This window comes from Pseudomonas sp. SWRI111 (assembly GCF_014268555.1).
Lineage (GTDB): Bacteria > Pseudomonadota > Gammaproteobacteria > Pseudomonadales > Pseudomonadaceae > Aquipseudomonas > Aquipseudomonas hamedanensis.
The window spans coordinates 36,045-63,030 of record NZ_JABWQQ010000009.1 but is presented as its reverse complement, the minus strand read 5'-3'; the positions used below and the strand labels follow the sequence as shown (position 1 = coordinate 63,030).

Annotated in this window: 24 protein-coding genes; 11 read left to right on the top strand and 13 right to left on the bottom strand. The window is 57.3% G+C overall.

From position 1 onward, the window contains the following. Positions 1–50: 50 nt before the first annotated feature. The 9 genes from rffA to HU755_RS12780 form a co-directional block, all read right to left on the bottom strand. Entirely contained in the window at positions 51–1,190 is a 1,140-nt protein-coding gene (rffA, locus tag HU755_RS12820) for a dTDP-4-amino-4,6-dideoxygalactose transaminase (protein ID WP_186633093.1), read from the bottom strand. A gap of 79 nt (positions 1,191–1,269) precedes the next feature. After that, a complete protein-coding gene (locus HU755_RS12815) occupies positions 1,270–1,644 on the bottom strand; it encodes an EamA family transporter (RefSeq protein WP_186633090.1) in 375 nt (124 codons plus the stop codon). Continuing rightward, positions 1,644–2,333, bottom strand: a complete 690-nt coding sequence (locus tag HU755_RS12810; RefSeq protein ID WP_186633087.1) for a metallophosphoesterase — start codon at positions 2,331–2,333, stop codon at positions 1,644–1,646. The genes HU755_RS12815 and HU755_RS12810 overlap by 1 nt, the downstream gene beginning before the upstream one ends. Further along, complete coding sequence (locus HU755_RS12805; protein ID WP_186633084.1) at positions 2,314–3,288, bottom strand: ATP-grasp domain-containing protein; 975 nt, start codon at positions 3,286–3,288, stop codon at positions 2,314–2,316. The genes HU755_RS12810 and HU755_RS12805 overlap by 20 nt, the downstream gene beginning before the upstream one ends. Further along, complete coding sequence (locus HU755_RS12800) at positions 3,285–4,142, bottom strand: NAD(P)-dependent oxidoreductase (protein ID WP_186633081.1); 858 nt, start codon at positions 4,140–4,142, stop codon at positions 3,285–3,287. Before HU755_RS12800 ends, HU755_RS12805 begins: the two co-directional genes overlap by 4 nt. Beyond that, on the bottom strand, positions 4,139–4,867 hold the full coding sequence (locus tag HU755_RS12795) for a bifunctional 2-polyprenyl-6-hydroxyphenol methylase/3-demethylubiquinol 3-O-methyltransferase UbiG (protein ID WP_186633078.1): 729 nt from the start codon (positions 4,865–4,867) through the stop codon (positions 4,139–4,141). Before HU755_RS12795 ends, HU755_RS12800 begins: the two co-directional genes overlap by 4 nt. Then, positions 4,851–5,804 (bottom strand): glycosyltransferase family 2 protein, encoded by a 954-nt coding sequence (locus tag HU755_RS12790; protein WP_186633075.1) that lies wholly within the window; start codon positions 5,802–5,804, stop codon positions 4,851–4,853. The genes HU755_RS12795 and HU755_RS12790 overlap by 17 nt, the downstream gene beginning before the upstream one ends. Next, on the bottom strand, positions 5,801–6,496 hold the full coding sequence (locus HU755_RS12785) for a WbqC family protein (RefSeq protein ID WP_186633072.1): 696 nt from the start codon (positions 6,494–6,496) through the stop codon (positions 5,801–5,803). The genes HU755_RS12790 and HU755_RS12785 overlap by 4 nt, the downstream gene beginning before the upstream one ends. Further along, a complete protein-coding gene (locus HU755_RS12780) occupies positions 6,493–8,088 on the bottom strand; it encodes a hypothetical protein (RefSeq protein WP_238349990.1) in 1,596 nt (531 codons plus the stop codon). The genes HU755_RS12785 and HU755_RS12780 overlap by 4 nt, the downstream gene beginning before the upstream one ends. Before the next feature lie 424 nt (positions 8,089–8,512). Between HU755_RS12780 and HU755_RS12775 the strand changes: the two genes are divergently transcribed. The 5 genes from HU755_RS12775 to fabF all read left to right on the top strand — a co-directional run bounded on the left by HU755_RS12775 (position 8,513) and on the right by fabF (position 14,830). After that, positions 8,513–9,484, top strand: coding sequence for an acyltransferase (locus HU755_RS12775; RefSeq protein ID WP_186633069.1), 972 nt, complete (start codon positions 8,513–8,515; stop codon positions 9,482–9,484). 234 nt (positions 9,485–9,718) lie between these two features. Continuing rightward, entirely contained in the window at positions 9,719–10,747 is a 1,029-nt protein-coding gene (locus HU755_RS12770) for a glycosyltransferase family 4 protein (RefSeq protein WP_186633066.1), read from the top strand. Between the two features lie 82 nt (positions 10,748–10,829). Then, the gene (locus tag HU755_RS12765) at positions 10,830–12,827 is read left to right on the top strand and encodes a polysaccharide biosynthesis protein (protein WP_186633348.1); all 1,998 of its coding nucleotides are present in this window, start codon (positions 10,830–10,832) and stop codon (positions 12,825–12,827) included. 110 nt (positions 12,828–12,937) lie between these two features. Further along, positions 12,938–13,273: a ComEA family DNA-binding protein gene (locus HU755_RS12760; protein WP_186633063.1), complete on the top strand. Its 336-nt coding sequence runs from the start codon at positions 12,938–12,940 to the stop codon at positions 13,271–13,273. Between the two features lie 282 nt (positions 13,274–13,555). Beyond that, positions 13,556–14,830 carry a beta-ketoacyl-ACP synthase II gene (gene fabF, locus HU755_RS12755; protein ID WP_186633060.1) on the top strand — a complete coding sequence of 425 codons (1,275 nt, stop codon included), beginning with the start codon at positions 13,556–13,558 and terminating at the stop codon, positions 14,828–14,830. On the opposite strand, the gene HU755_RS12750 is transcribed toward fabF, so the two are convergent. From HU755_RS12750 to eat, 3 genes are all read right to left on the bottom strand, one after another. Next, positions 14,827–15,384 (bottom strand): TetR/AcrR family transcriptional regulator, encoded by a 558-nt coding sequence (locus tag HU755_RS12750; protein WP_186633057.1) that lies wholly within the window; start codon positions 15,382–15,384, stop codon positions 14,827–14,829. The genes fabF and HU755_RS12750 overlap by 4 nt on opposite strands. Positions 15,385–15,521: 137 nt before the next feature. After that, positions 15,522–15,689, bottom strand: coding sequence for a DUF2897 family protein (locus HU755_RS12745; RefSeq protein WP_016770901.1), 168 nt, complete (start codon positions 15,687–15,689; stop codon positions 15,522–15,524). A 129-nt stretch (positions 15,690–15,818) separates the two neighbouring features. Beyond that, positions 15,819–17,183 carry an ethanolamine permease gene (gene eat / locus HU755_RS12740; RefSeq protein ID WP_186633055.1) on the bottom strand — a complete coding sequence of 455 codons (1,365 nt, stop codon included), beginning with the start codon at positions 17,181–17,183 and terminating at the stop codon, positions 15,819–15,821. Positions 17,184–17,577: 394 nt separating this feature from the next. On the opposite strand from eat, the gene kdpF reads away from it, so the two are divergent. From kdpF to HU755_RS12710, 6 genes are all read left to right on the top strand, one after another. Then, positions 17,578–17,667, top strand: a complete 90-nt coding sequence (gene kdpF / locus HU755_RS12735) for a K(+)-transporting ATPase subunit F (RefSeq protein WP_032830911.1) — start codon at positions 17,578–17,580, stop codon at positions 17,665–17,667. An 8-nt stretch (positions 17,668–17,675) separates the two neighbouring features. Then, a complete protein-coding gene (kdpA, locus tag HU755_RS12730) occupies positions 17,676–19,370 on the top strand; it encodes a potassium-transporting ATPase subunit KdpA (RefSeq protein ID WP_186633052.1) in 1,695 nt (564 codons plus the stop codon). Positions 19,371–19,380: 10 nt separating this feature from the next. After that, the gene (gene kdpB / locus HU755_RS12725) at positions 19,381–21,438 is read left to right on the top strand and encodes a potassium-transporting ATPase subunit KdpB (protein ID WP_186633049.1); all 2,058 of its coding nucleotides are present in this window, start codon (positions 19,381–19,383) and stop codon (positions 21,436–21,438) included. A gap of 202 nt (positions 21,439–21,640) precedes the next feature. Continuing rightward, the gene (kdpC, locus tag HU755_RS12720; RefSeq protein ID WP_186633046.1) at positions 21,641–22,186 is read left to right on the top strand and encodes a potassium-transporting ATPase subunit KdpC; all 546 of its coding nucleotides are present in this window, start codon (positions 21,641–21,643) and stop codon (positions 22,184–22,186) included. A 152-nt stretch (positions 22,187–22,338) separates the two neighbouring features. Continuing rightward, a complete protein-coding gene (locus tag HU755_RS12715) occupies positions 22,339–24,990 on the top strand; it encodes a sensor histidine kinase KdpD (protein WP_186633043.1) in 2,652 nt (883 codons plus the stop codon). Positions 24,991–25,038: 48 nt separating this feature from the next. Continuing rightward, positions 25,039–25,737: a response regulator gene (locus tag HU755_RS12710; protein ID WP_186633040.1), complete on the top strand. Its 699-nt coding sequence runs from the start codon at positions 25,039–25,041 to the stop codon at positions 25,735–25,737. Positions 25,738–25,862: 125 nt separating this feature from the next. Here the strand turns inward: HU755_RS12710 and HU755_RS12705 are convergent, their stop codons facing one another. After that, positions 25,863–26,900, bottom strand: a complete 1,038-nt coding sequence (locus HU755_RS12705) for a patatin-like phospholipase family protein (RefSeq protein ID WP_186621586.1) — start codon at positions 26,898–26,900, stop codon at positions 25,863–25,865. Positions 26,901–26,986 lie beyond the last annotated feature (86 nt).

Genomic DNA, 26,986 nt, shown 5'->3' with positions numbered 1-26,986 from the left:
TTTTTCTGTCTGTCAGATTGCTGCTGAAAGCTGCTCGGTTCGAGGGAACACTAGCGTTTGAGTACCTTGTTGATGGTCTCGATCACCCGGTCCTGCTGTTCGTTTCTAAGGCCAACCCACAACGGAAGTCGAATCAGGCTTTCGGACTGGCGATCTGTCACGCTGAGCTCGCCGCTTGTTCTGCCGTAGCGCTTTCCCGCGGGGGAGGAGTGCAAAGGCACGTAGTGGAAAACAGACCAAATGTCATTGCATTTCAGTTCATTGAGAACAACCTGACGATCAATTTCAGGCGAAAGCAAAACATAGTACATATGCGCATTATGCTGACAATCGTCTGGCACGATAGGGCGACGCAACAAACCTTCAACTTCCAGTGGTGCCAATAGCTCGTGGTAACGGTCCCAGCTGGAAAGACGCGCTTGAGTTATGCGGTCAGCTTCTTCCAGTTGCGCCCACAGAAATGCCGCGATAAGTTCGCCGGGCAAGAACGATGAACCTACTTCCTGCCAAGTGTATTTATCGACTTCCCCACGGAAGAAACGGCTGCGATCCGTGCCTTTTTCACGAATGATTTCTGCGCGCAATGCGAGTTTCGGATCGTTGACCAGCAGTGCGCCTCCTTCCCCCGAAATAACATTCTTGGTTTCATGGAAACTGTAGGCCCCCAAGTCTCCAATACTGCCAAGTGCGCGTCCCTTGTAGCTGGCCATCACTCCCTGGGCTGCGTCTTCGATCACCCTCAGGTCGTAGCGTTTTGCGATGGAAATGATCGAGTCCATCTCACAGGCCATCCCGGCGTAGTGAACAGGCACGATCGCTCGGGTGCGAGGAGTGATTGCAGCTTCTATCAACCGCTCATCCATATTCAATGTGTCTTCACGTACATCAATGAAGACCGGGACGCCACCGCGCAGAACAAATGCGTTTGCAGTCGAAACGAAAGTGTATGACGGCATGATGATTTCGTCTCCCGGCTCGATATCCAGGAGAAGCGCTGCCATCTCGAGTGCAGCCGTGCATGAATGCGTCAGTAGCGCTGTGCTGCATCCGGTACGCTGTTCGAGCCAGCTGTGGCAGAGCTTGGTGAACGGTCCGTCACCGGCCAGTCGGCCATTGAAATGGGCCTCAGCGATGTAATAAAGCTCTTTGCCCGTCATATGGGGAAAGTTGAACGGAATGTTGTCGCTCATGTTTCTGATCTCCGTCGTCTGGCTGTGTGCGCACGACCAGCACGAATTACTTTGTTTTCTTCGCGTGTAGGAAATTTGATCAACCGCGCGCGGCGACCACAGTCCCCATGACAATCAAGGCCACACCAAATGCTTTTTGTAATGTGATGGGCTCGCTTAACAGCCAGCCGCTCAAAAACAGTACGACAACGAAGTTCAAACTCATGAATGGATAAGCGTGGCTGAGATCGAATTTTGTCATGGCCGCCATCCATGCCAAGGAGGCCAGAAACGCAGCCGCAAATCCGGAAAAAATCGCCGGATCAAATAGCAATGCAAGAACGAACTTAAGCTTTTCGAACGTTTCCGTCGGAAGTGGGCCAAACTTGCTAATACGCCATTTTAAAATAAGCTGACCATAAACTGTGAAGAAGATGGTTGCCAGAATATAAAGGTAATCGAGCAAGCGGCTCATTAAAGCAACCCTTCCAGGGAATCGATTTTCCCACCCATTCTGGAACCTTTTGAAAGGTTCTCGTAAAAATAAGGAGTAAACCCGGCTTCTTTCATTTTTTCCTGGATCTTGCCAATGTCGTATTCAATACGGTGCAGCGTGAACTCATTGTCATCAAGCAGCGCGAAAGACGCTCTTGGGTCACCGTCCCGTGGCTGGCCAACCGAGCCTGGATTGCAATAGCTTTTGTGTAGGCCTTTCCAGACACAAGGCACATGAGTGTGGCCAGAGGCGAATAACGTGCCATCCCTGTGAGAAAAATAGCTCTCGCTTGGCACCATGTATTCATCCAGAGGGTCGTTCCAACCGCCATGGACGATATCCAATGCGCCGATCGTCGCCTGTGGTTTCAAAGAGGCCAGCCACTGCTTATTCTGCGCGTTGATCACGCTGCGCTGGTAATCCAGGCAAACATTTACGCTGTTCGAGCGTGGGCAACTTTCTCCGGTGGCTAAATACCAGTCATGGTTGCCCATGAGCGTAAATATTTGCCGCTTTTGCAATGTTTCACAGCATTCATTGATTTCGCAGTAGTAGCCCCCGACGTCGCCTAGGCAAATGACTTGCGAAACTCCCAACTCATCCAAGCGGGAAAGTACGGCTTCAAGGGCAACGTGGTTACCGTGAATGTCAGAAATGATCCCGATCATAAACCACATGGTCCTCAATGAAGCGGGTAGCGAAGCCGTTCTTTATTTCAGGCTGAGAAGGTCGCTGGCCGTTCAGATAATAGTTTACGCACATTGCGGCTTCGTTATAGCCGAATGCGTTTCGGATCGAACTGGTAGAGGACACTCGAGGATTGATCTCCAAAAGCTTCCATTCACCATTATCGCGTCGAAATTGCAGATTCGTCGGGCCGACAGGTTTGAAGTGCCTGCACAAGCGAGCCACCACCGCATCCAGGCTTTCGTCCCGCACCACCCGAGCTTTAGCGGTCGCCCCTTCTCTGGATAGATGACGCTGCAAACTGATGGATGCGCAAACAGCACCGGTTCCGTCGCCGAACACACCTATGGTGAACTCATCATCGTCGGAGCCAACCAGTGGCTGTGCCATCAGGTCTTCCCCGAGCTGAGCCTGATGCATGGCAAAGTCGCTCTCGGACTCGACTCTGACCAGGCCTTTGGATGCATAACCTCTCCTTGGCTTGAGGATGAAAGGGATATTCAACAGTTCGCGTAGAGTGTTGAAGTCCCCCGTCAGGTAACTGGGTATGCGCGAGGCATCATCTCGCGCCAGTAGCGCTTGGTGCATTGCCCATTTGTCACGCGTCAGCTCGACAAGGTCAGGATTGTTGAGTGCGAACTTGCAGTTTAGCCCCGAGAGGATGCCACGCTCGACGGACAGACGCTGAGCATCCTGTTCGATTCCCGGAATGACCAGATCGACATTGTGCTTTTCGATGACCTCGTTGAGCCACTGCATATAAAGTTCGCTGTTCGTAAAGGGCGCTTGCTCGAAGGCATCAGACCATGCCTGGCCCACAGCATCGGGAAAGATATCGGTCCCTATCAAGCGTAGCTTGCGATCGTAAAGCCTAAGAGAGCGGAGCAGTCCATACCCCATGATCGCGCCCACTCCTGTTACCAATACCGTTGTCATGACCATCTCTCTCTATAGTCTTTAATGCGGGCGTATCCGTCTGCTATAGCGATCTGCGGTCGATAGCCTATTTTCGAGTAGAGCTCAAATTCGGTGCAGAGTGGCAGGTCAAGCAAATCTGCCTTTTCTCGCAAATAAACAACTGCTCCGCGATCCTGGGTGCCAAAGGCGCGATAGGCTGCGCTAGCCATTTCGCTCAGTCGCGAAGATTGCGGATGGGCACACGCGTATATACCGGTTTGACGCGTTTGAATAACGCGTTTGATTATCTCGGACAGGTCGCCAATATGTAGATAGTTACGAGTGGCGTCGTTCGATCCGAACAGGGTGATGGGTTCGCCCCTCTGTGCCTTGTCCGCCATGAGATAGAGCAGCTCCTGATGCGTCCGGCAGTTGCCCGCATCGTCGTAGACCTGAGAAGGGCGAAGCACGGTCAGGGGGATATTTCGTTCCTGGCAATAAAACTGTGCTACTTCCTCACTATGTCGTTTCGACAGTGCGTAAATTCCATAATATGGGTCGAAGCTGGAATAGGTAGAAAATATTGAGGAAATCAGCACGAAGTGTTTGGCATTGACACGGCTTGCCAGCGAGCAGGCCGATAGTGTCCCCACCGAGTTGACTAATTCAGTGCGGATAAAGTCCTCGTCACGGGCACCACCGAAATCAGCCGCAGTGTGTACAACGACATCAAAGTCTTCCTCGGCTGATGGACTGTCAGCCCACGCGCTCAGGTCCAGGGTAATGTCTGCGTTGCGCCGCCCTGCAAGTTTCACCTCCATGTGCTCCGACAGAAGACACGTGGCGAGCGACCTTCCAATGACGGACGTACTGCCGATAATCAAGACTTTCAAGGGGTGCCAGCCTGAACTTCAAACAATAAACCGCAGCTGAGTTCTGGATAGTCGATACCCACTTCACACATGGCTTGAACAATCGTGCTGTCCAGTTCCAAAGATAGAAGTTGGTCAGTTGTCATCGGCTTGAGGAAAATGCCTTCCTTGCGGACGATGTCATAACCGCAGTTGCTCAGTTCCGTGCAGAGGCTGTCGACTGAATAGAGGCGCTCATGACCCAATTCGAGGTCGCCGGCTCCCAGCGCCATCATGTCAGGCAGCAGGCCTGCAGCATGGCCAAAGCGCCGGTGTAGCGATTCACCGTTGGGGACCGTGACAAAGCAGCGGCCGCCTGGTGCCAAAAATTGTTTGAAGCGGCGCAGGATCGCTTCTGGATCGGCCACATGCTCCAGAATGAAACCGAGTACGATTACATCGAATTTTTGCTCGGGTTCAAAATCTTCAAAGTAAGACTCTACAACCGTGGCAGTGCAATCCGGAAACTGTTGACTGAACTGTTCGATAACCGATGCGGATCCGTCCACGACGACATGTCGGCCAAAAAAACGAGAAAAGCGATGGGTGGTGTATCCGTGCCCTATGCCCAGTTCCAGCAGGCTGTCGCCGGGTTTGCACAGGCGCATGATCCGGTCGGGATACCAGTTCAGCATAATATTGTTGTCGAACGCGAAACCAAAGCCTTCACCGTAGGCTGATAGATAGCTGTCAAGACGGTTGGTCATTTTGATTTCCTTTGTAAACGTTGCGAACGAGATAGAGCGGCCGACGTTTTACTTCATTGAATATTTTTGCGACGTAAAGGCCAAGTATGCCCAGGAACAGGATGATCGTGCCGCCGAGAAACCACAATGAAAGCATCACCGAGGTAAAGCCTGACAGTACGATTTCCGGATTTATCAGCTTCTGAATCAGCAGGAACAGTCCATAGATGAGCGAGCCGAGCCAGATCAATAGTCCCGTTGAGAAAATCAATGACAGCGGAGCGACGCTGAACGAGGAAAAGGAGTCGGCGACCTGCAACAGTTTTTTCGACAGGCTATAGGTCGACTTATGGGTGTTGGGGCGTGGTGTCTTTTTGAGCGCAAGAGGCTCCTGAGTAAAGCCCGCCCAAGCAAAGACTCCTGCCAGGTAGAGGACGCGATCACCAATGCTCATTAACGAGTCTACGTATTGCCGCGTCATCAGCCGACAGGTCATCGGGTTATGGGGTATACGCACGTTTGACATGAAATTCAACGACGTCCAGAAAGCCTCGCCGAGCAAGTTTGACACAGGTGAAGCCACGCGTTCCTGTTGGACACCGTAAACAACGTCAGCTTTGCTTTCCCGCATCTTGTCAACGAACATAGCCAGCCACTCGGGCTGCTCCTCGAGATCGCAGTCCAACAGAAAGACATGGTCCCCGCGAGTGTTTTCCAGTCCCGCGACAATCGCTGCGTGGTGGCCGAAGTTCCGTGAAAGGTCAACGATCTGCAGGTGGCTGTCGTTGCCCTGCAGTTGCAGTGCCATCTGGAGAGAGTGATCAGGCGAGCCGTCATTGACCAAGATGATTTCATAGTCGTCGCCGGCTATTTCACGGGCGGCACCGCTGACACGCCCATGGAATTCCTCAAGAAAAGGAGTAGAACGATAAAGTGTCGAAACGATGGATAATTTCATGCCGCGACATGCCTCATATATTGACGGCTATTGATGCCGCAATTGAATAACAGATCAAGAATCGTGACGCCATGGGTGAACTCTCCCCACAGTTGCGGATAGGAGGGGTAGCCAACGTAGTCAAACCAGGTGAGTTTAATGTCTGCATCGAGAAAGAGTTTATCGTCGATATAATTTTTCGCCGATGGACCTGATATATACTCTCCGCCACCGGCGCTGGCGCATAAATTTATAAGTCGCTCTGTTTTGCCTTCTGCCAGCGGATAATCCCAGCAGTTGCTAATCTTTGTCTGTATACCAAGGTACTGGCATATGCTTTCTATAAATGCTCTGTTCAAGGTGGATATGTGTGTATATGTCTGGTCTCGGTACAAGGGTTCGAGCCAGACGGCGACCTCATTAAAATAAGGCGACTTTCTGTAGTTTTGCCACAAACTTGCCCAGTGCGCAGCCGCCCAGTCAGTACCGTTTATTTCAGTGTCTCGGATTTTTTGATGGTACTTGCCTTTGACCAATACCGGGACCGTCAGCCATTGAGCGCCTTGTGGTGTCTTGATCTGGTTTCTGTTTCGCCAGTCTCTTTTGGTGTATTGCATGTCATCATAGATTATAAATTCATCAACAGCCGCTATCAGGTCGAAGTAGCCCTTCCAAGGGATGTAATTTGATTGCAGGATGGCCACTTTTTTCATTTTTCCGGCTCTTTTGCCTTGTATATTTCGTATGCAGGATTAGAAGGATAAGCTACTCTTTCGAAGTTTTCCTGGATGTATTTATAGAGCAGGGGGTAGGTATTTCTGAAGCGCAAGTCATCTCTTCCGTCCAAAGCGAAGTCATAAATGAATGCGAGCGTCGGTGAGTTCTTTTTTATTCGTTCTATTTCATTGTTTTGAAAGTCGACGCTGCGCGGCCATAACGCGTAAATGGTCCACATCGGAGATGAGCGTTCCAGCAACGAATAGGCTCCCGGCCAAAATGGCGCCACGAGTATTTTTTGGTCGTTTGGCGCATATTTGGCGGACAGGGCTCTAAGGAGATCAATGTCACTGGCAGTGCTTTTACCGACCTCGATGGAAGCCCCGGAGATATCGATGAATGTGCACAGGTCTTTCTTGGCGCACTGCCCCCCCGGTTGATACGCAGAGGTTACCCAAAATGATGCAGCTGCCAGAACAAGGGTGAGCGTCCATTTCAGCCTTTTCGACTGTATCGAAAGCAGAGTCAGGCTGCCGACCAGAAAGGGGAATATGCCTTGCGCGAGGTGGCCTACGTCCGCACGCGAATACGCGTAATGAGCGTACGGAATGGTAAGAACGGAGGCGGCGATAAAAGAGGCGGGCAGGGCCCAGTCGCGTTTTTTTCGAATGATCAGCCAGAAAATCGCTGCGCCACCTGATAAAGGTAGAAGAAGGAAGAAAGTACCTATTAACAGTTGACGGCCTATCTCGATAAAGGTATTCGATGAGAAGTCCACCGTCCAGGGCCACGGAACAGGCAGCGATATGTTTGTCGTCTTCATTTCAAACAATAGTCGAATGCTTTCAAAGAACGCCGAGCCAAATCCCGGGACAAGCGCAACCATCAATAAGATCGGCGAAAACCCCAAGACGACGCCTGCGATCCAGGACGCGCAGGCCTTCGATAATGCTGGCCGTACATCTGATTTAACCTGTAGCCAGGCAATAATCCCGAGGCTGCCTGCAGCGCCGTAGATGCCGTGGTTTCTTCCAAAAAATGCAGCAAATCCTACGCAGGATCCTGCGAGGAAATATCTCCGTATTGTCGGTTTCTCAATGAGAAGGGAAAGCGCGGCCGTTAAAAACAGGGATATCGACAAGTCAAATATTTTATGGCGCGGGAGCATCCAGCTGGCCATGATCAGCCCGCAGAGAAGCAAGAACGGTAAGGAATGTTTGCCGTGCAAACGGCCCGCTCTGGCTATGAGGATCAGGCCGACGAAAAGGCCCAGTGCCTGAAAAATATCCAGGGATAAGCGAAGCGCCATGATGCCGTTGCCGCCGGTCACGCTCATGACCGCTGCGGACCAGTAATACCGTCCGGGGTCGTAGGCCATGAAGTCCCTTAGAGGCACCTCACCTTGCATGACACGCTGTGCGCCATACCACAAAAAGCCTTCATCCCAAAGGTTGAAGCCGATCTTCCCCTGCCAAGCGGATGAAATGATTACGATAAATGTTGACATGGCGAATGCGCAGATCAGATCGAATCGGGTGCTTTTGTGCTGGGCAAATGTCATCAGTGTCGTCTGCGCAAAAATGCGCATTTTAATCGCAATTACCTTTTGGCTGTAATTTTTCCTACACCTTCATCCTACAGGGCACCGAAAAGCCTTCCATTGATACCCATTCCGCCGCCGCGAGGCATCTGCATGAGCTTTCAAAATTTTTTTGCAGTGGACTGTGAATCTCTCACCTGTCGCGCATGCGCAGCAAAGCGTTAGCTCGAAAATCGGCTGAGCATGGATCCCAAAGCCGTGCACCTCATTCAGGCAAGAGGGCGGGCGTTGATACGCCCGATCTTATTTTGTCGACGTTCGGCTGGTCAGTAGGTAAAATGCGCGATCCTTTGGGTACCGGGGGAGGCCTCGTGTGCGCATCTGAACACACGCAGAAGAACGGGTTTTTGCTATTTTCGTTTAGTTTCCATTATGGAAATGTGGAACGCTCATCCAGGTAACGTACTCGCTGATGAATATGAGATATCCGAATTTTGATCTGCTTCGTCTGCTGCTCGCGGTTGAGGTGGCCTTTGTCCATGGTTGGGCGATGACAGATACCGCTTTCAATTGGGCGGGTTTTATCATGGCCGTTCCGGCCTTCCTGGCGATAAGTGGGTTTCTGGTACTCAAAAGTTATGAGGAGTCCGGGACGTGGGGTGTGTTCATTCGGAAGAGAGCGTTACGCCTTTTGCCCGCACTTCTGGTTTCACTGATTCTCTGTTGGGTGCTGTTTGACTGGTTTGCAGTTTATAACTCTCTTCTTAACTGGGTCACTGGCGGCTTGTATACACTGCCTGGTGTAGCGAACGGGCCGCTGTGGTCATTAATGTGGGAAGAGATCGCCTACGTCTGCCTCGCGCTTCTCTGGATGGCGGGTGCCTATAAGCACCGAGCGATCATCTGGTTGTTGTTGGCAATGTCCTTTGCAATAGTGTACTGGGCACGTGTGCTTGATGGGCATACACAAATGATCCTCTTTCTATTGCCATCCTTCTTTATTGGAAACCTGGCCTATCTGCACCGTACCAGCCTCCTGAAAGTACACCCTGTCATTCCTTGGTGCCTGCTTTTTGCGGTCATTTTTTCTTATCGAATTCCGTACTTCGGTCAACTTGTGCAGCTCAGTCCGGTGGGCTTCCAGGCGTTTGCAGTTGTGTGGGTAGGCATGGCCGGTTTGAATGCTGCCCCCTTCCGGTTTCCGGACATCAGCTACAGTGTTTACATCTACCATATGCCTATTGTTATTTACTTGATTCGACACGACATCGCCACTACGACATCAAGCATGGCGCTTTGGCTACCCTTGCCGCTGCTCGCGATTTGCCTCGCTAGTTGGTATCTGGTAGAGAAACCAGCGCTCAAGCTCAAACCGCCGGGGAAAACGACTGCTGCCAAATCGGCAACATGTGATGGCGCGTTAATCAAAGAGGGCGCTGCCTGATCCGGGAATTCGTTTGGCCATAATCCGCTTAGTCAAATGCCGGGCGGGTTACGCGTATGCATCAGCGCATGTCGCACTTCTCATATATTGCGCTGAAGCATGCGTGAGCATGCTGACGCCCAACAATCAATAGTCCTCACCCTGTTCGTTTTGCTCTGTGGTTCAAGTCCCCGGCTGTACCGGCTGGGCACGGGAGCGTCATGAAACGAAATCCGTTATGGAGTGATTTATCCCATGGTTTTCTGTTGGCTCATACCGGTAGTCTGCGGCTCTTCTTTCGTTTTGACCGCAGTATTACGTCGCTATGCGCTGGCACGCAGCATGCTGGATATTCCTAATGACCGCAGTTCGCATACCGTACCGACTCCGCGGGGAGGAGGTGTGTCTATGGTTGTGGTTTTTCTGGCTTCGCTGGGCTTTTTGAAGACCACTGGCATGATCGACCTGAGTTTTTTCATCGGTACGGCAGGTGCGGGACTGCTAGTGGCGATCATAGGATTCATGGATGATCACGGCCATATCGCCCCAAAGTGGCGACTATTGGGTCATTTCGGTGGCGCAATATGGGTACTGTTCTGGGCAGCGGGGCTGGCACCGATCGAGATCGCCGGTCATAACGTAGATCTGAGCTGGCCCGGTAACATCGCTGCTGTGATCTACCTCGCATGGATGCTGAATCTTTATAACTTTATGGACGGCATTGATGGTATTGCCAGCGTTCAGGCAATAACCGTATGTCTGGGGGCCTGTGTCCTCTACTGGATGGGCGGGCATTACGATCTGGTGTGGGGCCCGTTGTTACTCGCAAGTGCGGCGCTGGGTTTCCTGTTCTGGAATTTCCCCCCGGCAAAAATCTTTATGGGCGACGCGGCCAGCGGTTTTCTAGGCATCATGTTGGGGGCGTTTTCGCTCCAGGCGGCTTGGGCAGAGCCAAACCTTTTGTGGAGTTGGATAATCTTGATGGGTGTTTTCATCGTTGACGCGACGTTCACCTTGCTGAACCGACTGTTGCGGGGCGATAAAATCTTCGAGGCTCACAGAAGTCACGCCTATCAGTATGCCGCTCGTCAGCATGGCAGGCACCTGCCCGTCACCCTCGCGACCTTGCTGATCAACGTCTTCTGGTTGTTTCCGATAGCGCTTTCAGTGAATATTCTCGGGCTCGATGGGGCGCTGGGTGTTGTAATTGCCTATCTTCCATTGATTGCATTGGCGATCAGGTATCGTGCCGGAAAGCCGGAGAGCACGATCGCCAAATGTTGAGTATTGAAAAGAATCGGGTTCAGTTCGCATTATTTCGTGCAAGTCTTGATGGTTAACCAAGCGGTCGGCCTGTAGGTTGAGGATTATGGATAATTTACGTGCCTTTTTGTTAGCTTTGCCGCGCAGACAGAAACGATTACTTCAACTGGCCACGGATGTGCTCCTTGTTTGGTTGTCGCTTTGGCTCGCGTTTATCGTCCGCCTCGGCATTGACGACATGTACAACCCGTTGAAAGCCCATTTTTGGCTTTTTATCTGTGCGCCAATAATCGCCATTCCTCTTTTCGTTCGCTTTGGTATGTATCGTGCGGTCATGCGTTATTTTGGCAATGACGCGCTGATTGCCATTGTGAAAGCTGTCAGTCTCTCCTCACTTATTCTTGCGCTTGTGGTCTATTGGTATAGCAACCATCAGGCTGTTGTACCGCGCTCGATCATTTTTAACTATTGGTGGCTCAGTCTTGTAATTATCGGCGGTCTGCGTTTGTGCATGCGCCAGTATTTTATGGGTGACTGGTTTACGGCCGCGCAACACGTGCCATTTGCCAATCGTGATGATGGCCTGACAAAAGTAGCGATCTACGGTGCTGGGGTGGCAGGTAATCAATTGGTCGCTGCGCTCCGAATGGGGCGCGTTATGAGGCCGGTAGCCTTCATCGATGACGATACGGGTATTTCCGATCGGGCGATTTCCGGCTTGCAAGTTTATAAACCGAAACACATTCAGCAAATGATCGACGTGACCGGCGCGCAGGAAATTCTTCTCGCGCTGCCGTCTTCAACGCGAGCCCGACGTCGGGAAATTCTCAATCTGCTGGAAGGTTTTCCGTTGCATGTGCGTAGCGTCCCGAATTTTACCGACCTGGCCAGCGGTCGGGTGAAAGTCGAGGATATTCAAGAGGTCGATATCGCCGACTTACTCGGGCGCGACGCCGTGCCTGCGCAGCCGGACTTGTTGGAGCGTTGTATCAAGGGTAAAACGGTGATGGTGACCGGAGCGGGAGGATCCATTGGTTCGGAACTCTGTCGACAGATCTTTTCCCTGCGTCCGGGTACGCTTTTATTGTTCGAGCACAGCGAGTTCAACCTCTACAGCATTCTCAGCGAGTTGGAGCAACGCGGTAGCCGGGAGTCGATACAAGTCAGGTTACTGCCGATACTTGGCTCGATACGACATCAGGATAAGCTGCTTGACGTGATGAAAGCCTGGAAGGTCGACACCGTTTATCACGCGGCGGCTTACAAGCATGTCCCAATGGTCGAACACAATATGGCCGAAGGCATACTCAACAACATCATAGGTACTCTCAATACGGCGCAGGCGGCATTGCAGTGCGGCGTGTCGAACTTCGTTCTGATATCCACTGACAAAGCTGTGCGTCCGACCAACGTCATGGGCAGCACAAAGCGTCTCGCAGAGTTGACTCTGCAGGCTCTGAGCCGCGAGGTCGCCCCGGTTCTGTTTGGTGACAAATCCAACGTTTCCCGCGTCAATAAAACCCGCTTCACCATGGTTCGTTTCGGCAATGTGCTGGGTTCTTCCGGCTCGGTTATCCCGTTGTTCCATAGCCAAATCAGATCCGGTGGTCCGCTGACGGTTACCCATCCAAAAATCACCCGCTACTTCATGACAATCCCTGAAGCTGCGCAATTGGTCATCCAGGCCGGCTCCATGGGGCAGGGTGGAGATGTATTCGTCCTTGATATGGGCGAGCCGGTAAAAATTGTTGAGTTGGCAGAGAAAATGATCCACCTCTCCGGCTTGAGCATCCGTTCCGAGCGCAACCCGCAAGGGGATATTTCCATTGAATTTACGGGTCTGCGACCAGGCGAAAAACTCTACGAGGAATTGCTGATCGGGGACAACGTGTCGGCGACACAACATCCGATGATCATGTCCGCCAATGAAGATCACATACCTTGGGATGTCCTCAAGGCCCGGTTGAACGAACTGCTGCAAGCCGTCGAAGCCGACGACTATACCCGCGTCCGCCAGCTCCTGCGCGAAACCGTCTCCGGCTACACCCCCGACGGCGAGATCGTTGACTGGATCTATCAGCAACGTCGTCTCGAACCCTGATTGTTTCACATCCTGTAACGCTCGCATTTTTGACTTCCCCCCACCATGACCTACGTTTGGAGAGCAGCTTCGGAAAAGCTGCTTTCTCAAACGATGATGGAGCGTCACTTATGCGTACCGGTTACTTCTATTCGCTGATCTTTGCTTTCCTCACCAGCGCCTCGATTGCTGCGATTGCTGCCCCTGTTTCGCCCTCAGAAACAACCAAGGCACCTTTGCTGATGGACGCAACGGCGCCCTCGCCGAGCGCGAAGGTCGATCTCAACGGCGCGGATGCGGCGACGTTGCAGAAGGAGTTGGCGGGTGTAGGGGAGGCCAAGGCGCAGGCGATTGTTGCGTATCGTGATATAAACGGGCCGTTCGCATCGGTGGATGAGTTGCTGGAGGTGAAAGGGATTGGCAAGGCGATTCTGGATCGCAACCGTGAAAAGCTGGAAGTGAACTAAGCTGACAGTTCAACGCCGAGAGGCCGGTCATTGACCGGCCTTTTTTATTGAACGCCGATCGCCCGGACGTCTCAAAGCTGAGAATTATGGGTGTCATATTGTTATGGGATTATGCCTATAATAAAGTCCGGGCGGGATTGGCTCAGCACTTGGAGTGACGCCGAAGCGGCTGCGCCAGAGTGTCTGCTTACGATTGCGTCGCTGCCCGTCGCTGATGAATTGGCGGGTTTGCAGCGCAACCTCAGATGTCGAATATATGAATTGATAAGGGGGCACCACGATATGAACCAACGTCGAGTCGTCGTCACGGGCATGGGCCTGGTTTCACCCTTGGGCAGTGATGTTGAAATCGTCTGGCAGCGTCTGCTCGCCGGGCGCTCCGGGTTGCGTAATCTGCCCGACGCAGTGGTGGCTGACCTGGCGACCCGGGTAGGCGGCAGTGTGCCAACGGTGGAGGAAGATGCCGAGGCCGGTTTCGATCCGGATCGCGCAACGCCGCCCAAAGAACAGAAGAAGATGGATCGCTTCATCATGTTCGCCATGGAAGCGGCGCGGCAGGCGCTGGAGCAGGCCGGTTGGCATCCAGTAGACGCTGAAAAACAGGAGCGTACTGCGACAATCATCGGCTCGGGCGTCGGCGGCTTCGGTGCGATTGCCGATGCGGTGCGTACCACCGACAGTCGTGGCCCTCGGCGTTTGTCGCCGTTCACCATTCCATCGTTTCTCGTCAATCTCGCCGCCGGCCACGTGTCGATCCAGCATGGCCTCAAGGGACCGCTGGGCGCACCGGTTACCGCATGTGCCGCCGGTGTTCAGGCAATCGGCGATGCGGCGCGGTTGATCAGGGCGGGGGAGGCCGACATCGCAGTATGTGGCGGTGCGGAAGCTTCGATCGATCGTGTCAGTCTCGCCGGTTTCGCGGCGGCACGGGCGTTGTCCAGCGGCTACAACGATACCCCTGAAAAAGCCTCACGTCCCTTCGACAGCGGGCGCGATGGTTTCGTAATGGGTGAGGGCGCCGGTCTGCTGGTCATCGAGTCGCTGGAGCATGCGCTGGCTCGTGGTGCGACGCCGTTGGCCGAACTGGTCGGTTACGGCACCACGGCCGATGCCTACCACCTGACCGCCGGGCCGGAAGACGGCGGTGGCGCGCGGCGGGCGATGCAACTGGCGCTGGCTCAGGGAGGGGTGACACCGGAGCAGGTGCAGCATCTCAACGCCCACGCGACTTCGACGCCGGTCGGTGACTTGGGCGAGTTGGCGGCGATCAAGGCGTTGTTTGGCACGCAGAACAAGATCGCCGTAACGTCGACCAAATCCGCCACCGGTCATTTGCTTGGCGCTGCCGGCGGGCTGGAGGCGATTTTCACGTTGCTGGCTATCCGTGACCAGAGGGTGCCGCCGACACTCAACTTCGAAAACCCGGACCCTGCGAGCGCAGGGGTCGACATCGTTCATGGCGAAGCGCGGTCGATGCCGATCGAATATGCCTTGTCCAACGGCTTCGGTTTTGGCGGGGTCAATGCCAGCGTGCTGTTCAAGCGGTGGGAAGGTTAATCGGCCGATTGCTTGAGATGATTGCGGGTGACGTCGAGGATGCGCTGGCCGAAATCGGCATCTGCGACACTGCGTGATAGCAGCAGTGCGCCCGCGAGCGTCGCCATAATGACAATGCTGCGGTCAGCGCTATTCTCGCCTGCGAGCGTCCCTTGAATCTGCTCCAGGCGAGCGTTGAGAACCTCATCGCTGGTGGGGCTTGGCTGGCCGCGCAGGCCCAGCTCCGATGAGATGGTCAGCAGCGGACAGCCTTCGTGGGGCGAAGTCTGATGCCACTGCGACAGGTAGGTGTCGATGAACACCTGCAACGGGTTTTCCTGAGCGAAAATTTCCTCGCAGAGACCCGCGACTTGCTCGCCGGCCTCTTGCAGCGCTTTTTCCACCAGTTCTTCCTTAGATTTGAAGTGCGAGTAGAAACCGCCATGGGTCAGCCCGAGTGCTTTCATCAGCGGTTGCAGCCCGGTCGCGCCGATACCGTCCTTACGAAAGCGCGCCGAGGCTTCCTTGATGATGCGCTGATGGGTCTGGGCTTTGTGATCTGGCGAGTAACGCATGTGAAGCTCTCCGCGACGATGCTGCCATCTTAACCACGGAAGATTAAATGGTGACTGTACTTCTAAAATCTAAAAAGCCTGCTGTTAAGTCCGATTGCGCCGGGAAAACAAACCCCGCCGTTGCGGCGGGGTTGGTATCAGCGGTCCTGTGCGTCCTTGGCATCCGCTTCGGCATTGCGCTGTGCGACGCGCTTGCGTTCTTCATCGGTCAGTTCGACCTTGTTGGCGGTGTCGCGCAACATCATCAATCCGCCAACAATCGAGCCGATCGCAACGACCAGAATCAACCAGGCATACCAGGGCATAACGGCTCTCCTTAATGGCAGATCGACGGGCGAGGACTTCGCCGTGCGATGCTGCATACCACGTTTGAGCGAAACGACTTCGCAGTGGTTCCATTCTAGGCCGCTTATGCCCGGCACACCCGAACGGCGTTAAAGACCGGTCAACATCGCATCCGCCGGCGCAGCGGCACGCAGTTGCCCGGTCAGCATGAAGTAAGCAAACCCGACCGCCATGAAGCCCAGGAAAATCAAGCCAATCAGCGTGTTGAACCACGCCATTGCCACCAGGCAAACCACCGCCAGCACCAGCGCGATCAGCGGAACCAGCGGATAGCACGGCGCGCGGAAGGTACGCTCCAGGTTCGGTTCGGATTTACGCAGTTTGAACAGGCTGAGCATGCTCATGATGTACATGACGATCGCGCCGAACACGGCCATGGTAATCATCGCTGCGGTCAGCGTCATGCCGCCCAGGTTGATCAGGCCGTCGCTGTAAATAGCCGCGATGCCGATGATGCCGCCTACGATGATCGCGCGATGCGGCGTCTGGAAACGCGAGAGTTTTGCCAGCGAGGCGGGCAAGTAACCGGCGCGGGCGAGGGCGAAGAACTGCCGTGAATATCCAAGAATGATGCCGTGGAAACTCGCCACCAGGCCGAACAGGCCGATCCACACCAGCATGTGCAGCCACCCGGAGTTGTCGCCGACCACGGTTTTCATCGCTTGCGGCAGTGGGTCGTTGATGTTCGCCAGGGTGCGCCAGTCACCGACACCTCCGGCGAAGAACATCACGCCCATCGCCAGTACGACCAGCGTAAGAATGCCGCTGATATAGGCCTTGGGAATCGTGCGCTTCGGATCCTTGGCTTCTTCGGCGGCCATCGCCGCACCTTCGATGGCGAGGAAGAACCAGATCGCGAAGGGGATTGCGGCGAACATTCCGGCAATCGCCGGCGCGCCAAATACATCCGAACCGGCCCAGCCATTGAGGGCGAAGTTGCTGAAGCTGAACGCCGGCGCGACCACACCCATGAACACCAGCAGTTCAGCCACCGCCAGCACGCAGACGATCAATTCGAACGTCGCCGCCAGTTTCACCCCGAGAATGTTCAGGCCCATGAAGACGATATAAGCACCCACCGCGGCGTGCTTCGGATCGAGTGCCGGAAACTGCACGTTGAGGTAAGCGCCAATCGCCAAGGCAATCGCGGGTGGCGCGAAAACGAATTCGATCAGCGTCGCCAGCCCGGCAATCAATCCGCCTTTTTCACCAAAGGCGCGGCGACTGTAGGCAAAGGGCCCGCCCGCATGGGGAATTGCGGTGGTCAGTTCGGTGAAGCTGAAGATGAAGCAGGTGTACATGGTCGCGACCATGAACGAAGTCACCAGGAAACCCAGCGTACCGGCGACGCCCCAGCCGTAACTCCAGCCGAAATATTCCCCGGAAATCACCAGCCCCACGGCAATGCCCCACAGGTGCAACGTGCCCAGCGTGGGTTTGAGTTGTGTGTTCATGCGATTGCTCCCGCAACGGTTGGAAAGCTCGGGAGAGGGCGTGTGCAGTGGGCGTGCCATTGCGCTGAAACAAGTCGTAATGAGTTCGAAGCTGTCGCTGCGGGGATGATTGGTGCTGGATGTGCATGAACAGTGCGCCAGTTGGGTGCGATGTTGCCGGTAATGCCGCTATCGCGAGCAGGCTCACCTACAGGGGAACGCATTCCAACTGTAGGAGTGAGCCTGCTCGCGATGGGGCCTGTACAAACGCCTGAAATCTCCCCGTAACGCCCGCATAAACCCACTCTTTACGCTTTCTTTATGCCCCGCTGCCTGCCTCGCTCTCGTTCCTTTACAGCCTCCTTCCCGACAATCCCTGCACACACGGCAATACGCCGTAACACGGAGATCTTCCATGAGCGTTCTGGACGGGGTGTCACTGCTGCTGGCAGTGGGGCTGTTCATTTATCTGTTGGTTGCGCTGTTGCGCGCGGATCGGAGCTAGGAGCGGCTATGCACAGTTATGACTATTGGCTGATCCTCGGGTTTTTTGCGCTGGTCCTGCTGCCGGCGCCGTTCCTCGGGCGTTTCTACTACAAAGTGATGGAAGGCCAGCGCACTTGGCTGACGCCGGTTCTCGGTCCGGTCGAGCGCGGTTGCTATCGCCTCGCCGGGGTCGATCCGCAAAGTGAACAGAGCTGGCAGAAATACACCCTGGCACTGCTGGCGTTCAACCTCGCCGGGTTTCTGCTGCTGTTCGCGATTCTGCTGTTCCAGGATCATCTGCCGCTGAACCCGCAGAATCTGCCGGGCCAGGAATGGACGCAGGCGTTCAACACCGCGGTCAGTTTCATGACTAACACCAACTGGCAGTCCTATAGCGGCGAAGCGTCCCTCAGCTACCTCAGCCAGATGGTCGGCCTCACCGTGCAGAACTTTGTCAGCGCCGCCACCGGGCTGGCCGTGCTGGTTGCGTTGTGCCGCGGGATCGGGCGCAAGTCAGCGCAGACACTCGGCAACTTCTGGGTCGACATGACCCGCGCCACCCTCTACGGCTTGCTGCCGCTGTGCTTGCTGCTGGCGCTGTATCTGGTCTGGCAGGGCGTGCCGCAGACCTTCGCGCAGTATGTCAATGCGGTGACGATGCAGGGCGTTGACCAGGTGATTGCGCTCGGCCCCGCCGCCAGCCAGATTGCGATCAAGCAACTGGGCACCAACGGTGGCGGCTTTTTCGGCGTCAACTCGGCGCATCCGTTCGAGAACCCGACCGCGTGGAGCAACCTGTTCGAAGTCGCCTCGATCATTCTGATCCCGGTGGCGCTGGTATTTACCTTCGGCCATTACGTCAAGGATCTGCGCCAGAGCCGCGCGATCATCGCCTGTATGCTGGCGTTGTTTTTGATCGGCGGCGCGACATCGCTGTGGGCCGAATATCAGCCGAATCCGACCCTGAACAACGCTGCCGTCGAACAGACCGCGCCGCTGGAAGGCAAGGAGTCGCGCTTCGGCACCACCGCGACGGTGTTGTGGTCGGTGACCACGACAGCGGCCTCGAACGGTTCGGTCAATGGCATGCATGACAGCCTCAACCCGCTGAGCGGCATGGTCGCGCTGGTCAACATGATGGTCGGCGAAGTGATCTTCGGCGGCGTCGGTGCCGGGCTTTACGGCATGTTGCTCAATGTGTTGATCGCGGTGTTCCTCGCCGGGTTGATGATTGGCCGCACGCCGGAATACCTCGGCAAGAAGCTTCAAGCGCGTGAAGTGCAATTGCTCGTCGTGACCTTGTTGGTGATGCCGGTCGGTGTGCTGGTGCTGGGCGCGATTGCCGCCACGGTTCCCAGTGCTGCGGCAACCATCAGCAACCCCGGCCCGCACGGTTTCAGTCAGTTGCTCTACGCCTACACCTCGGCCAGCGCCAACAACGGCTCGGCGTTCGGTGGCCTGAGCGCGAACACACCGTTCCACAACCTGATGCTCGGCCTGGGCATGTTGATCGGCCGCTTCGGCTACATCCTGCCGGTGCTGGCACTGGCCGGCAGTCTGGCGATGAAGAAAAGCGCACCGGTCGGCCAGAACAGCTTTCCGACTCACGGTCCGCTGTTCGTGACCCTGTTGACTGTGACCATTTTGCTGGTGGGCGGCCTGACCTTTCTGCCGACCCTGGCGCTCGGTCCTATCGCCGAACATTTAAGTATGGGCTTCTAAGGAATCCATCATGAATATGCCTGCAATCAAACCGGCTGCCATCAAGGCACCGGAATCAGCAAAAACCGCGATCTCGGCGCTGTGGCGTCCGGCGCTGGTGCAAGCTTTCGTTAAACTCGACCCTCGGCAACTGGCGCGTTCGCCAGTGATGTTGGTGGTCGAACTGACGGCGATTTTCACCACCGTGCTGTGCTTCATTCCGGACGCCGATGTGCCGACCTTCGTCGCCGCACAAATCGCCTTGTGGCTGTGGTTTACCGTGCTGTTCGCCAACTTCGCCGAGGCCTTGGCCGAAGGTCGTGGCAAGGCCCGCGCCGACAGCCTCAAGGCCGGCAGCGAAGGCCTCAGTGCTCGCTGCCGCCAAGCCGATGGCAGCTTCAAGATTGTGCCCGCTGCCAATCTGCGCAAGGGCGATGTGGTGCGCGTCGAAGCAGGGGAAATGATCCCCGGTGACGGCGAAGTCATCGAAGGCATCGCGGCGGTCAACGAAGCGGCGATTACCGGTGAATCGGCGCCGGTGATCCGCGAATCCGGTGGCGACCGTTCTGCGGTCACCGGCAACACGCGACTGGTGTCCGACTGGCTGCTGGTGCGGATCACCGCCAACCCCGGCGAGTCGACCCTCGACCGCATGATCGCGCTGGTCGAAGGCGCCAAACGCCAGAAGACTCCGAACGAAGTCGCGCTGGACATCCTGCTGATCGGCCTGACCCTGATCTTTCTGCTGGTGGTCGTCACCCTGCAACCGTTCGCCCACTTCGCCAACGGTAGCCTGCCGCTGGTGTTCCTCGTGGCGTTATTGGTCACGCTGATCCCGACCACCATTGGCGGCTTGCTCTCGGCGATCGGTATCGCCGGGATGGACCGGCTGGTGCGTCTGAACGTCATTGCCAAGTCCGGTCGCGCCGTCGAAGCGGCCGGTGACGTGCATGTGCTGTTGCTCGATAAGACCGGCACCATCACCTTCGGCAACCGTCGCTGCAGCGCGGTGTACGCGGTGCCGGGCGTGACAGGCCGTGAACTCGCCGAAGGCGCGTTGTTCGCCTCCCTGGCGGACGAAACCGCTGAAGGCAAATCGATCGTCGAGTTCCTGCGCGGCCTGCACCCACAACCGGAGCCGGCGCCAGAAACCTTGACGGCCGTGCCGTTCAGCGCCGAAACCCGTTTGTCCGGCGTTGATTATCATGGACGCGTGTATCGCAAGGGCGCGGTGGATTCGCTGCTGGCGTTTCTCGGTCAGCAGCGCTCGGATCTGGCCCCGGCACTGGCGCGGGAAATCGACAAGATCGCCCAGAGCGGTGGCACGCCGTTGCTGGTCTGCGCCGACGGCAAACTGCTCGGCGCGATTCACCTCAAGGACGTGGTCAAGCCGGGCATTCGCGAGCGTTTTGCCGAACTGCGCAAGCTGGGCATTCGCACGGTGATGGTTACCGGCGACAACCCACTGACCGCGGCAGCAATCGCGGCGGAGGCGGGCGTTGATGACGTGCTTGCCGAGGCGACCCCAGAGAAAAAACTCGCGCGTATTCGTCATGAGCAAAACGACGGTCGCCTGGTCGCGATGTGCGGCGACGGCGCCAACGATGCCCCGGCGCTGGCTCAGGCAGACGTCGGCATGGCGATGAACGACGGCACGCAAGCCGCCCGCGAAGCGGCGAACATGGTCGATCTCGACAGCGACCCGACCAAGCTGCTCGACGTGGTGCAGATCGGCAAGGAGTTGCTGGTGACCCGCGGCGCGCTGACGACCTTTTCCATCGCCAACGACATCGCCAAATACTTCGCGATCCTGCCGGCGCTGTTCGCTTCGATTTATCCGCAACTGGGCGTGCTGAACATCATGCAATTGACCAGCCCGCAGAGCGCGATTCTCTCGGCCATCGTCTTCAACGCGTTGATCATCGTCGTGCTGATTCCGCTGGCCCTGCGCGGCGTGCGGGTGCAGGCGGCGAGTGCGGCGGCGTTGTTGCGGCGCAATCTGCTGATCTACGGAGTGGGCGGGATCGTGGTGCCGTTTGTGGGGATCAAGCTGATCGACATGCTGCTCACGGCACTGCATCTGGTTTGACAAGATCTCGGCGGTGCGTGGCCCTGGTGGCAAGGGAGCAAGCTTCCTTTGTGGCCAGAGAGCTTGCTCCCGCCGGGCTGCGAAGCGGTCTCAATCCGATTGACCGAGTTGCCGGTTTTTACGACTGCTGCGCCGCCGAGCGGGAGCAAGCTCCCTCGCCACAGGTGTCGCAGTGTTGCCCATTTGCAAGAGGATTTTGAAAATGTCCACAATGATACGCCCAGCCCTGAGCCTGTTAGTGCTGATGACCCTGATCACCGGCGTCGCCTATCCACTGGTGGTCACCGGCATCGCCCAGGTCGCCTTCCCGGCCCAGGCCAACGGCAGCCTGATCCACGACGCCGATGGCAAAGTCCGCGGCTCATCGCTGATCGCCCAGGATTTTACCGGTGACGGCTGGTTCCACCCGCGTCCTTCGGCGGGCGCGTTCGCCACGGTCGCCAGCAGTGCGAGCAACCTCGCACCGAGCAATCCGGCCCTCGCCACACGGGTGATCGACGACGCCAACAAACTGCAGGTTCCCGGCCAGGGCCCGGTGCCGTTAGCCTTGCTGACCACCTCCGCCAGCGGCCTCGATCCGCACTTGCCACCGGCAGCGATTGCCTATCAACTGGCGCGTGTCGCGGCGGCGCGAAACCTGCCGTTGTCGACCTTGCAGCAGCTGCTCGATAAGCACATCGAACAACCGCTGGTGGGTCCGCCGGTGGTCAATGTGCTGGAGTTGAATCTGGCACTGCAAAACTTGTAATTCAGCTAACACCGATCGTTCCCACGCTCTGCGTGGGAATGCATCAATAGACGCTCTGCGTCGGCTTTTATGGGACGCAGAGCGTCCCGGGCTGCATTCCCACGCAGAGCGTGGGAACGATCAAAACATCAGAAGAAAGTGAGCACCCCAGCATGAGCGACTCCGGCCGCGCCGACGCACTGTTAGCAGACCTGCCCCGGGACGGCCGTGGCCGCCTGAAGGTTTTCCTCGGCGCCGCCCCCGGCGTCGGCAAAACCTACGCTATGCTCCAGGCCGCGCACACGCAGTTGCGCCAGGGCGTGAAAGTCCTCGCCGGTGTCGTCGAAACCCATGGCCGCGCCGAAACCGAAGCGTTGCTCGGCGGCTTGCCGCAGCAACCGCTGGTGCGCTCGGAATACCGTGGTGTGATGCTCGAAGAAATGGATCTCGACGGCCTGCTTGCCGCGAAGCCGAAACTGGTGCTGGTCGACGAACTGGCCCACAGCAACGCCCCCGGCAGCCGTCACGCGAAACGCTGGCAAGACATTCAGGAGTTGCTCGCCGCCGGCATCGACGTGTTCACCACCGTCAACGTCCAGCATCTGGAAAGCCTTAACGATCAGGTGCGCGGTATCACCGGCGTGCAGGTGCGCGAAACGCTGCCCGACTGGGTGCTGCAAGAAGCCTTTGAGCTGCTGCTGATCGACCTGCCGCCACGGGAACTGCTTGAGCGGCTGCGCGAAGGCAAGGTCTACGTGCCGGAGCAGGCGCGTGCCGCCATCGATGCTTTTTTTACCCAGACCAATCTCACCGCGCTGCGCGAGCTGGCGATGCAGACGGCGGCGGCGCAGGTCGACAACGATCTCGCCCAGGGCTATCGCCAGCTCGGTCAGGCCGCGCCGGCTGTGCGCGGGCGCCTGCTGGTCGGCGTCGATGGTGACGCGCAGGCTGAACGCCTGGTGCGGCATGCCAGCCGCGTCGCTCAGCGTCGGCATTTGCCGTGGAGTCTGGTCCATGTCGATAACGGCAGCGTGCGCGATGAACAATCGCGGCTGCGTCTGCAAAGCGCTCAGCAATTGGCCGAGCGCCTCGGTGGCGAAGTGGTGTTGCTGCGTGCCGGCGAAGTGGCGAAGACCTTGATTCAGCACGCCAGCGAACGCCGCGCGAGTCTGCTGTTGGTCGGCCAGTCGCGGCCACGATTGCGTCGGCGCTTGTTCGGCGGTGGATTGGCGGCGCGGCTGCTGCGTCAGGCCCACGGTCTGGAAATCAACGTGCTCGACAGTGACCACGAACAGCACCCACCGCGCCCGCGCAATCCGATCACGCTGGTATGGTTCGACTACGCGCTGGCGCTGGTTGCCACGGTATTGGCAACTGCCTTGGCGTGGGCGGTGTCGAGCGTATTGCCGCTGCCGAACATCTCGCTGGTGTTTCTCGCCGCGGTGTTGCTGGTCGCGGTGCGCAGTAGCCTCGGCCCGGCGCTGGCGTGTGCGGCGCTGTCGTTTCTGACTTACGACTTTTTATTCATCCCGCCGAATTTCTCCTTCAGCATTCAGCGCGAAGAAGACGTGCTGACGCTGTTGTTCTTCCTGCTGATGGCGGCGCTCACCGGTAATCTCGCCGCGCGTCAGCGCCGGCAATTGCAGGCCCTGCGCGACACCCAGGAAGAGACCAGCGAACTGCTTGACCTGTCGCGCAAACTCACCGCCGCGACAGATCGTCAGGCGGTGGTCAGTGCGGCGGCGCAGCACCTCAACGGCTGGCACGACCTGCAACTGTGTCTGCTCAATCGCGACGGTCAGGGCGGCTGGAAGGTCGAGACCGGCGGCCCGCTGCAATTCAGCGAGGCAGAGCGTGCCGCCGCCGACTGGGCCTGGCAACACGATCAACCGGCGGGCATGGGCACCGGCACGCTGCCGTCCGGGCGTTGGTGGTGGTGGCCGTTGTCGGTCGACGACGGGCCGCTGGCGCTGCTCGGGGTCTGCGCCAAGGAGGGCCAGACCCTGAGCGGCCAGCGCCGACGCTTGCTCACCGCGTTGAGCCAGCCGCTCGCACAGGCGCTGGCGCGGGCGCAGTTGGCCGACGATCTGGAAGCCGCGCGCTTGCACGGCGAAACCGAGCAGTTGCGCAGCGCCTTGCTGGCGTCGGTGTCCCACGATTTGCGCACGCCACTGACCGCCATGCGCGGCAGCATCGACAGCCTGCTGGCGCTGGGCGAAGCGATCCCGCTGGAGGACCGCCGCGAACTGCTCGAAGGCACCCGCGATGAAGCCGAGCGCCTCGACCGCTATATCCAGAATTTGCTCGACATGACCCGCCTCGGCCATGGTGCATTGAAGCTGGCGCGGGACTGGGTGTCGCCGGCCGACATCGTCGGCAGTTCGCTCAATCGTCTGCGTGCGGTGCTGGCGCCGTTGCAGGTCAGCACCGATGTGCCGGCTGAATTACCGCTGCTGTTTGTGCATGCGGCGTTGATCGAACAGGCACTGGTCAATGTCGTGGAGAACGCCGCACGCTTCTCGCCAGCCAATGGTCGTTTGCAACTGCGTGCCGGGGCTGACGATCGGGAGATCTTTTTCGCGGTCAGCGATGAGGGACCCGGCATCCCCGAAGACGAGCGGGCGAAGATTTTCGACATGTTCTATACCGCCGCGCGCGGTGATCGTGGAGGGCAGGGCACGGGCCTGGGCCTGGCGATCTGTCAGGGCATGGTAGGCGCGCACGGCGGACGGATCAGCGTCGCCGACGGCATCGACGGGCGCGGCACGTGCATCACCCTGCACCTGCCGTTGCAGACGCAACCGGGGATGGACAATGAACCCTGAGTCCGTCTGCGCTACTCTCTTGTCACTCTTTTATATCGACGTGAATTCATGAGCCAGACCGCGACCATTTTGGTCATCGATGACGAACCGCAGATCCGCAAGTTCCTGCGCATCAGCCTCGCGTCTCAGGGATATAAAGTGCTGGAAGCGGGGACGGGGGCCGAGGGCCTGGCACAGGCCGCGTTGAACAAGCCGGACCTGCTGGTGCTCGACCTCGGCCTGCCGGACATGGACGGTCAGCAAGTGCTGCGCGAATTTCGCGAATGGGCCACGGCGCCGGTGTTGGTGTTGTCGGTGCGCGCCAGCGAAGGGCAAAAAGTCGAGGCGCTGGATGGCGGCGCCAACGACTACGTGACCAAACCGTTCGGCATCCAGGAATTCCTCGCCCGGGTACGCGCATTGTTGCGTCAGGCACCGGCGGGCGAGGCGCCGCAAGCGGCGCTGAATTTCGGCCCGTTGACCGTGGATCTGGCTTATCGGCGGGTGCTGCTCGACGGCGCGGAAGTGGCCCTGACCCGCAAGGAATATGCAGTGCTGGCGCAACTGGCGCGGCATCCGGGCCGGGTGATTACCCAGCAGCAACTGCTCAAGGATATCTGGGGACCGACGCACACCGAGGACAGTCATTATCTGCGCATCGTGGTCGGGCACCTGCGCCAGAAGCTGGCGGATGATCCGACCCGGCCGCGGTTTATCGTGACGGAAGCGGGGGTGGGGTATCGGTTGTTGGGTGCTGATGGTCTGTAGTTTTGTGGTGTCTGGTCTGGCCTCTTCGCGAGCAGGCTCACTCCTACAATGGATTTATGCACGACGCAAAACCTCTGTAGGAGTGAGCCTGCTCGCGATGACGGCCTGACAGCCAGCGCAGATTTTCAACCCTGCTCGCTCTCATACCGATCCAGCGTATCGCTGGCAATCTCGCGCCCCAGTGCGATCAATTCCGGTGCCTTGTAAAACTCGAAAAACCGGCACACCCGTTTCGGCACATTGATCAGGATATCCGGCGGATAGCCGGCAATCTTGTACTGCGCCAGCGAGGTCTGCATGACCTCGAAACTCTGGTTGATCAGGTCGAGCAGCGACGCCGGGCCGACGTTATCGATAATGAAAGAACCAGTGGCGGACTTCGGCGCGCCTTCACGCTCGGGCGCGGCCGCCGGCTGCTGACTTTCCGGTTCGACGCCTTCAACCCAGGGATTGATGTCCGCCGCTTCGGCACGCAGCGCTTCCTGTTCCAGCCGCAACAACTGCTCGGCCTGCTTGCGCCTGAACGGCATCTTCGAACCCAGCGAATTGAGCAGGCTGTCGAAGCGTGAACGAAAGGCTGGCGGGCGTTCGATTACCGGTAGTTTGTAATGCCGCTGGTTGGTCGAGTTGAGATTGACCGCGATGATCAGATCGCAGTGGCTGGACACCACCGGCACGATCGGCAAAGGATTGAGGATGCCGCCATCGACCAGCATGCGATTGCCTTGCATCACCGGAGTGAACAGGCTGGGAATCGCCGCCGACGCGCGCATGGCCTGGTGCAGGCAACCTTCCTGGAACCAGATTTCCTGCTGGTTGGTGAGGTCGGCGGCGACGGCGGTGTAAGGGATGCGCAGGTCTTCGATATTGATTTCGCCGACGATCTTGCGGATCTGCCCGAAGACTTTTTCGCCGCGAATCGCGCCGAGGCGAAAACTCACGTCGACCAGCCGCAGCACGTCGAGGTAATCGAGGCTTTCGATCCAGCGGCGATACTCATCGAGCTTGCCGGCGGCATAAATCCCACCGACCACCGCGCCCATCGAACAACCGGCGATGCAGGCGATGTCGTAGCCGCGTCTTTCCAGTTCTTCGATAACGCCAATATGGGCGTAGCCCCGGGCCCCCCCGGAACCCAGCACCAGTGCGACACGCTTTTTCATCCAACGTCCTCCCGACAAGGTTTCACAATGCACCCATCGAGGCAGCGGCTCAATCGCCGACGTCGTTCAGCACGCCAATGACGTCG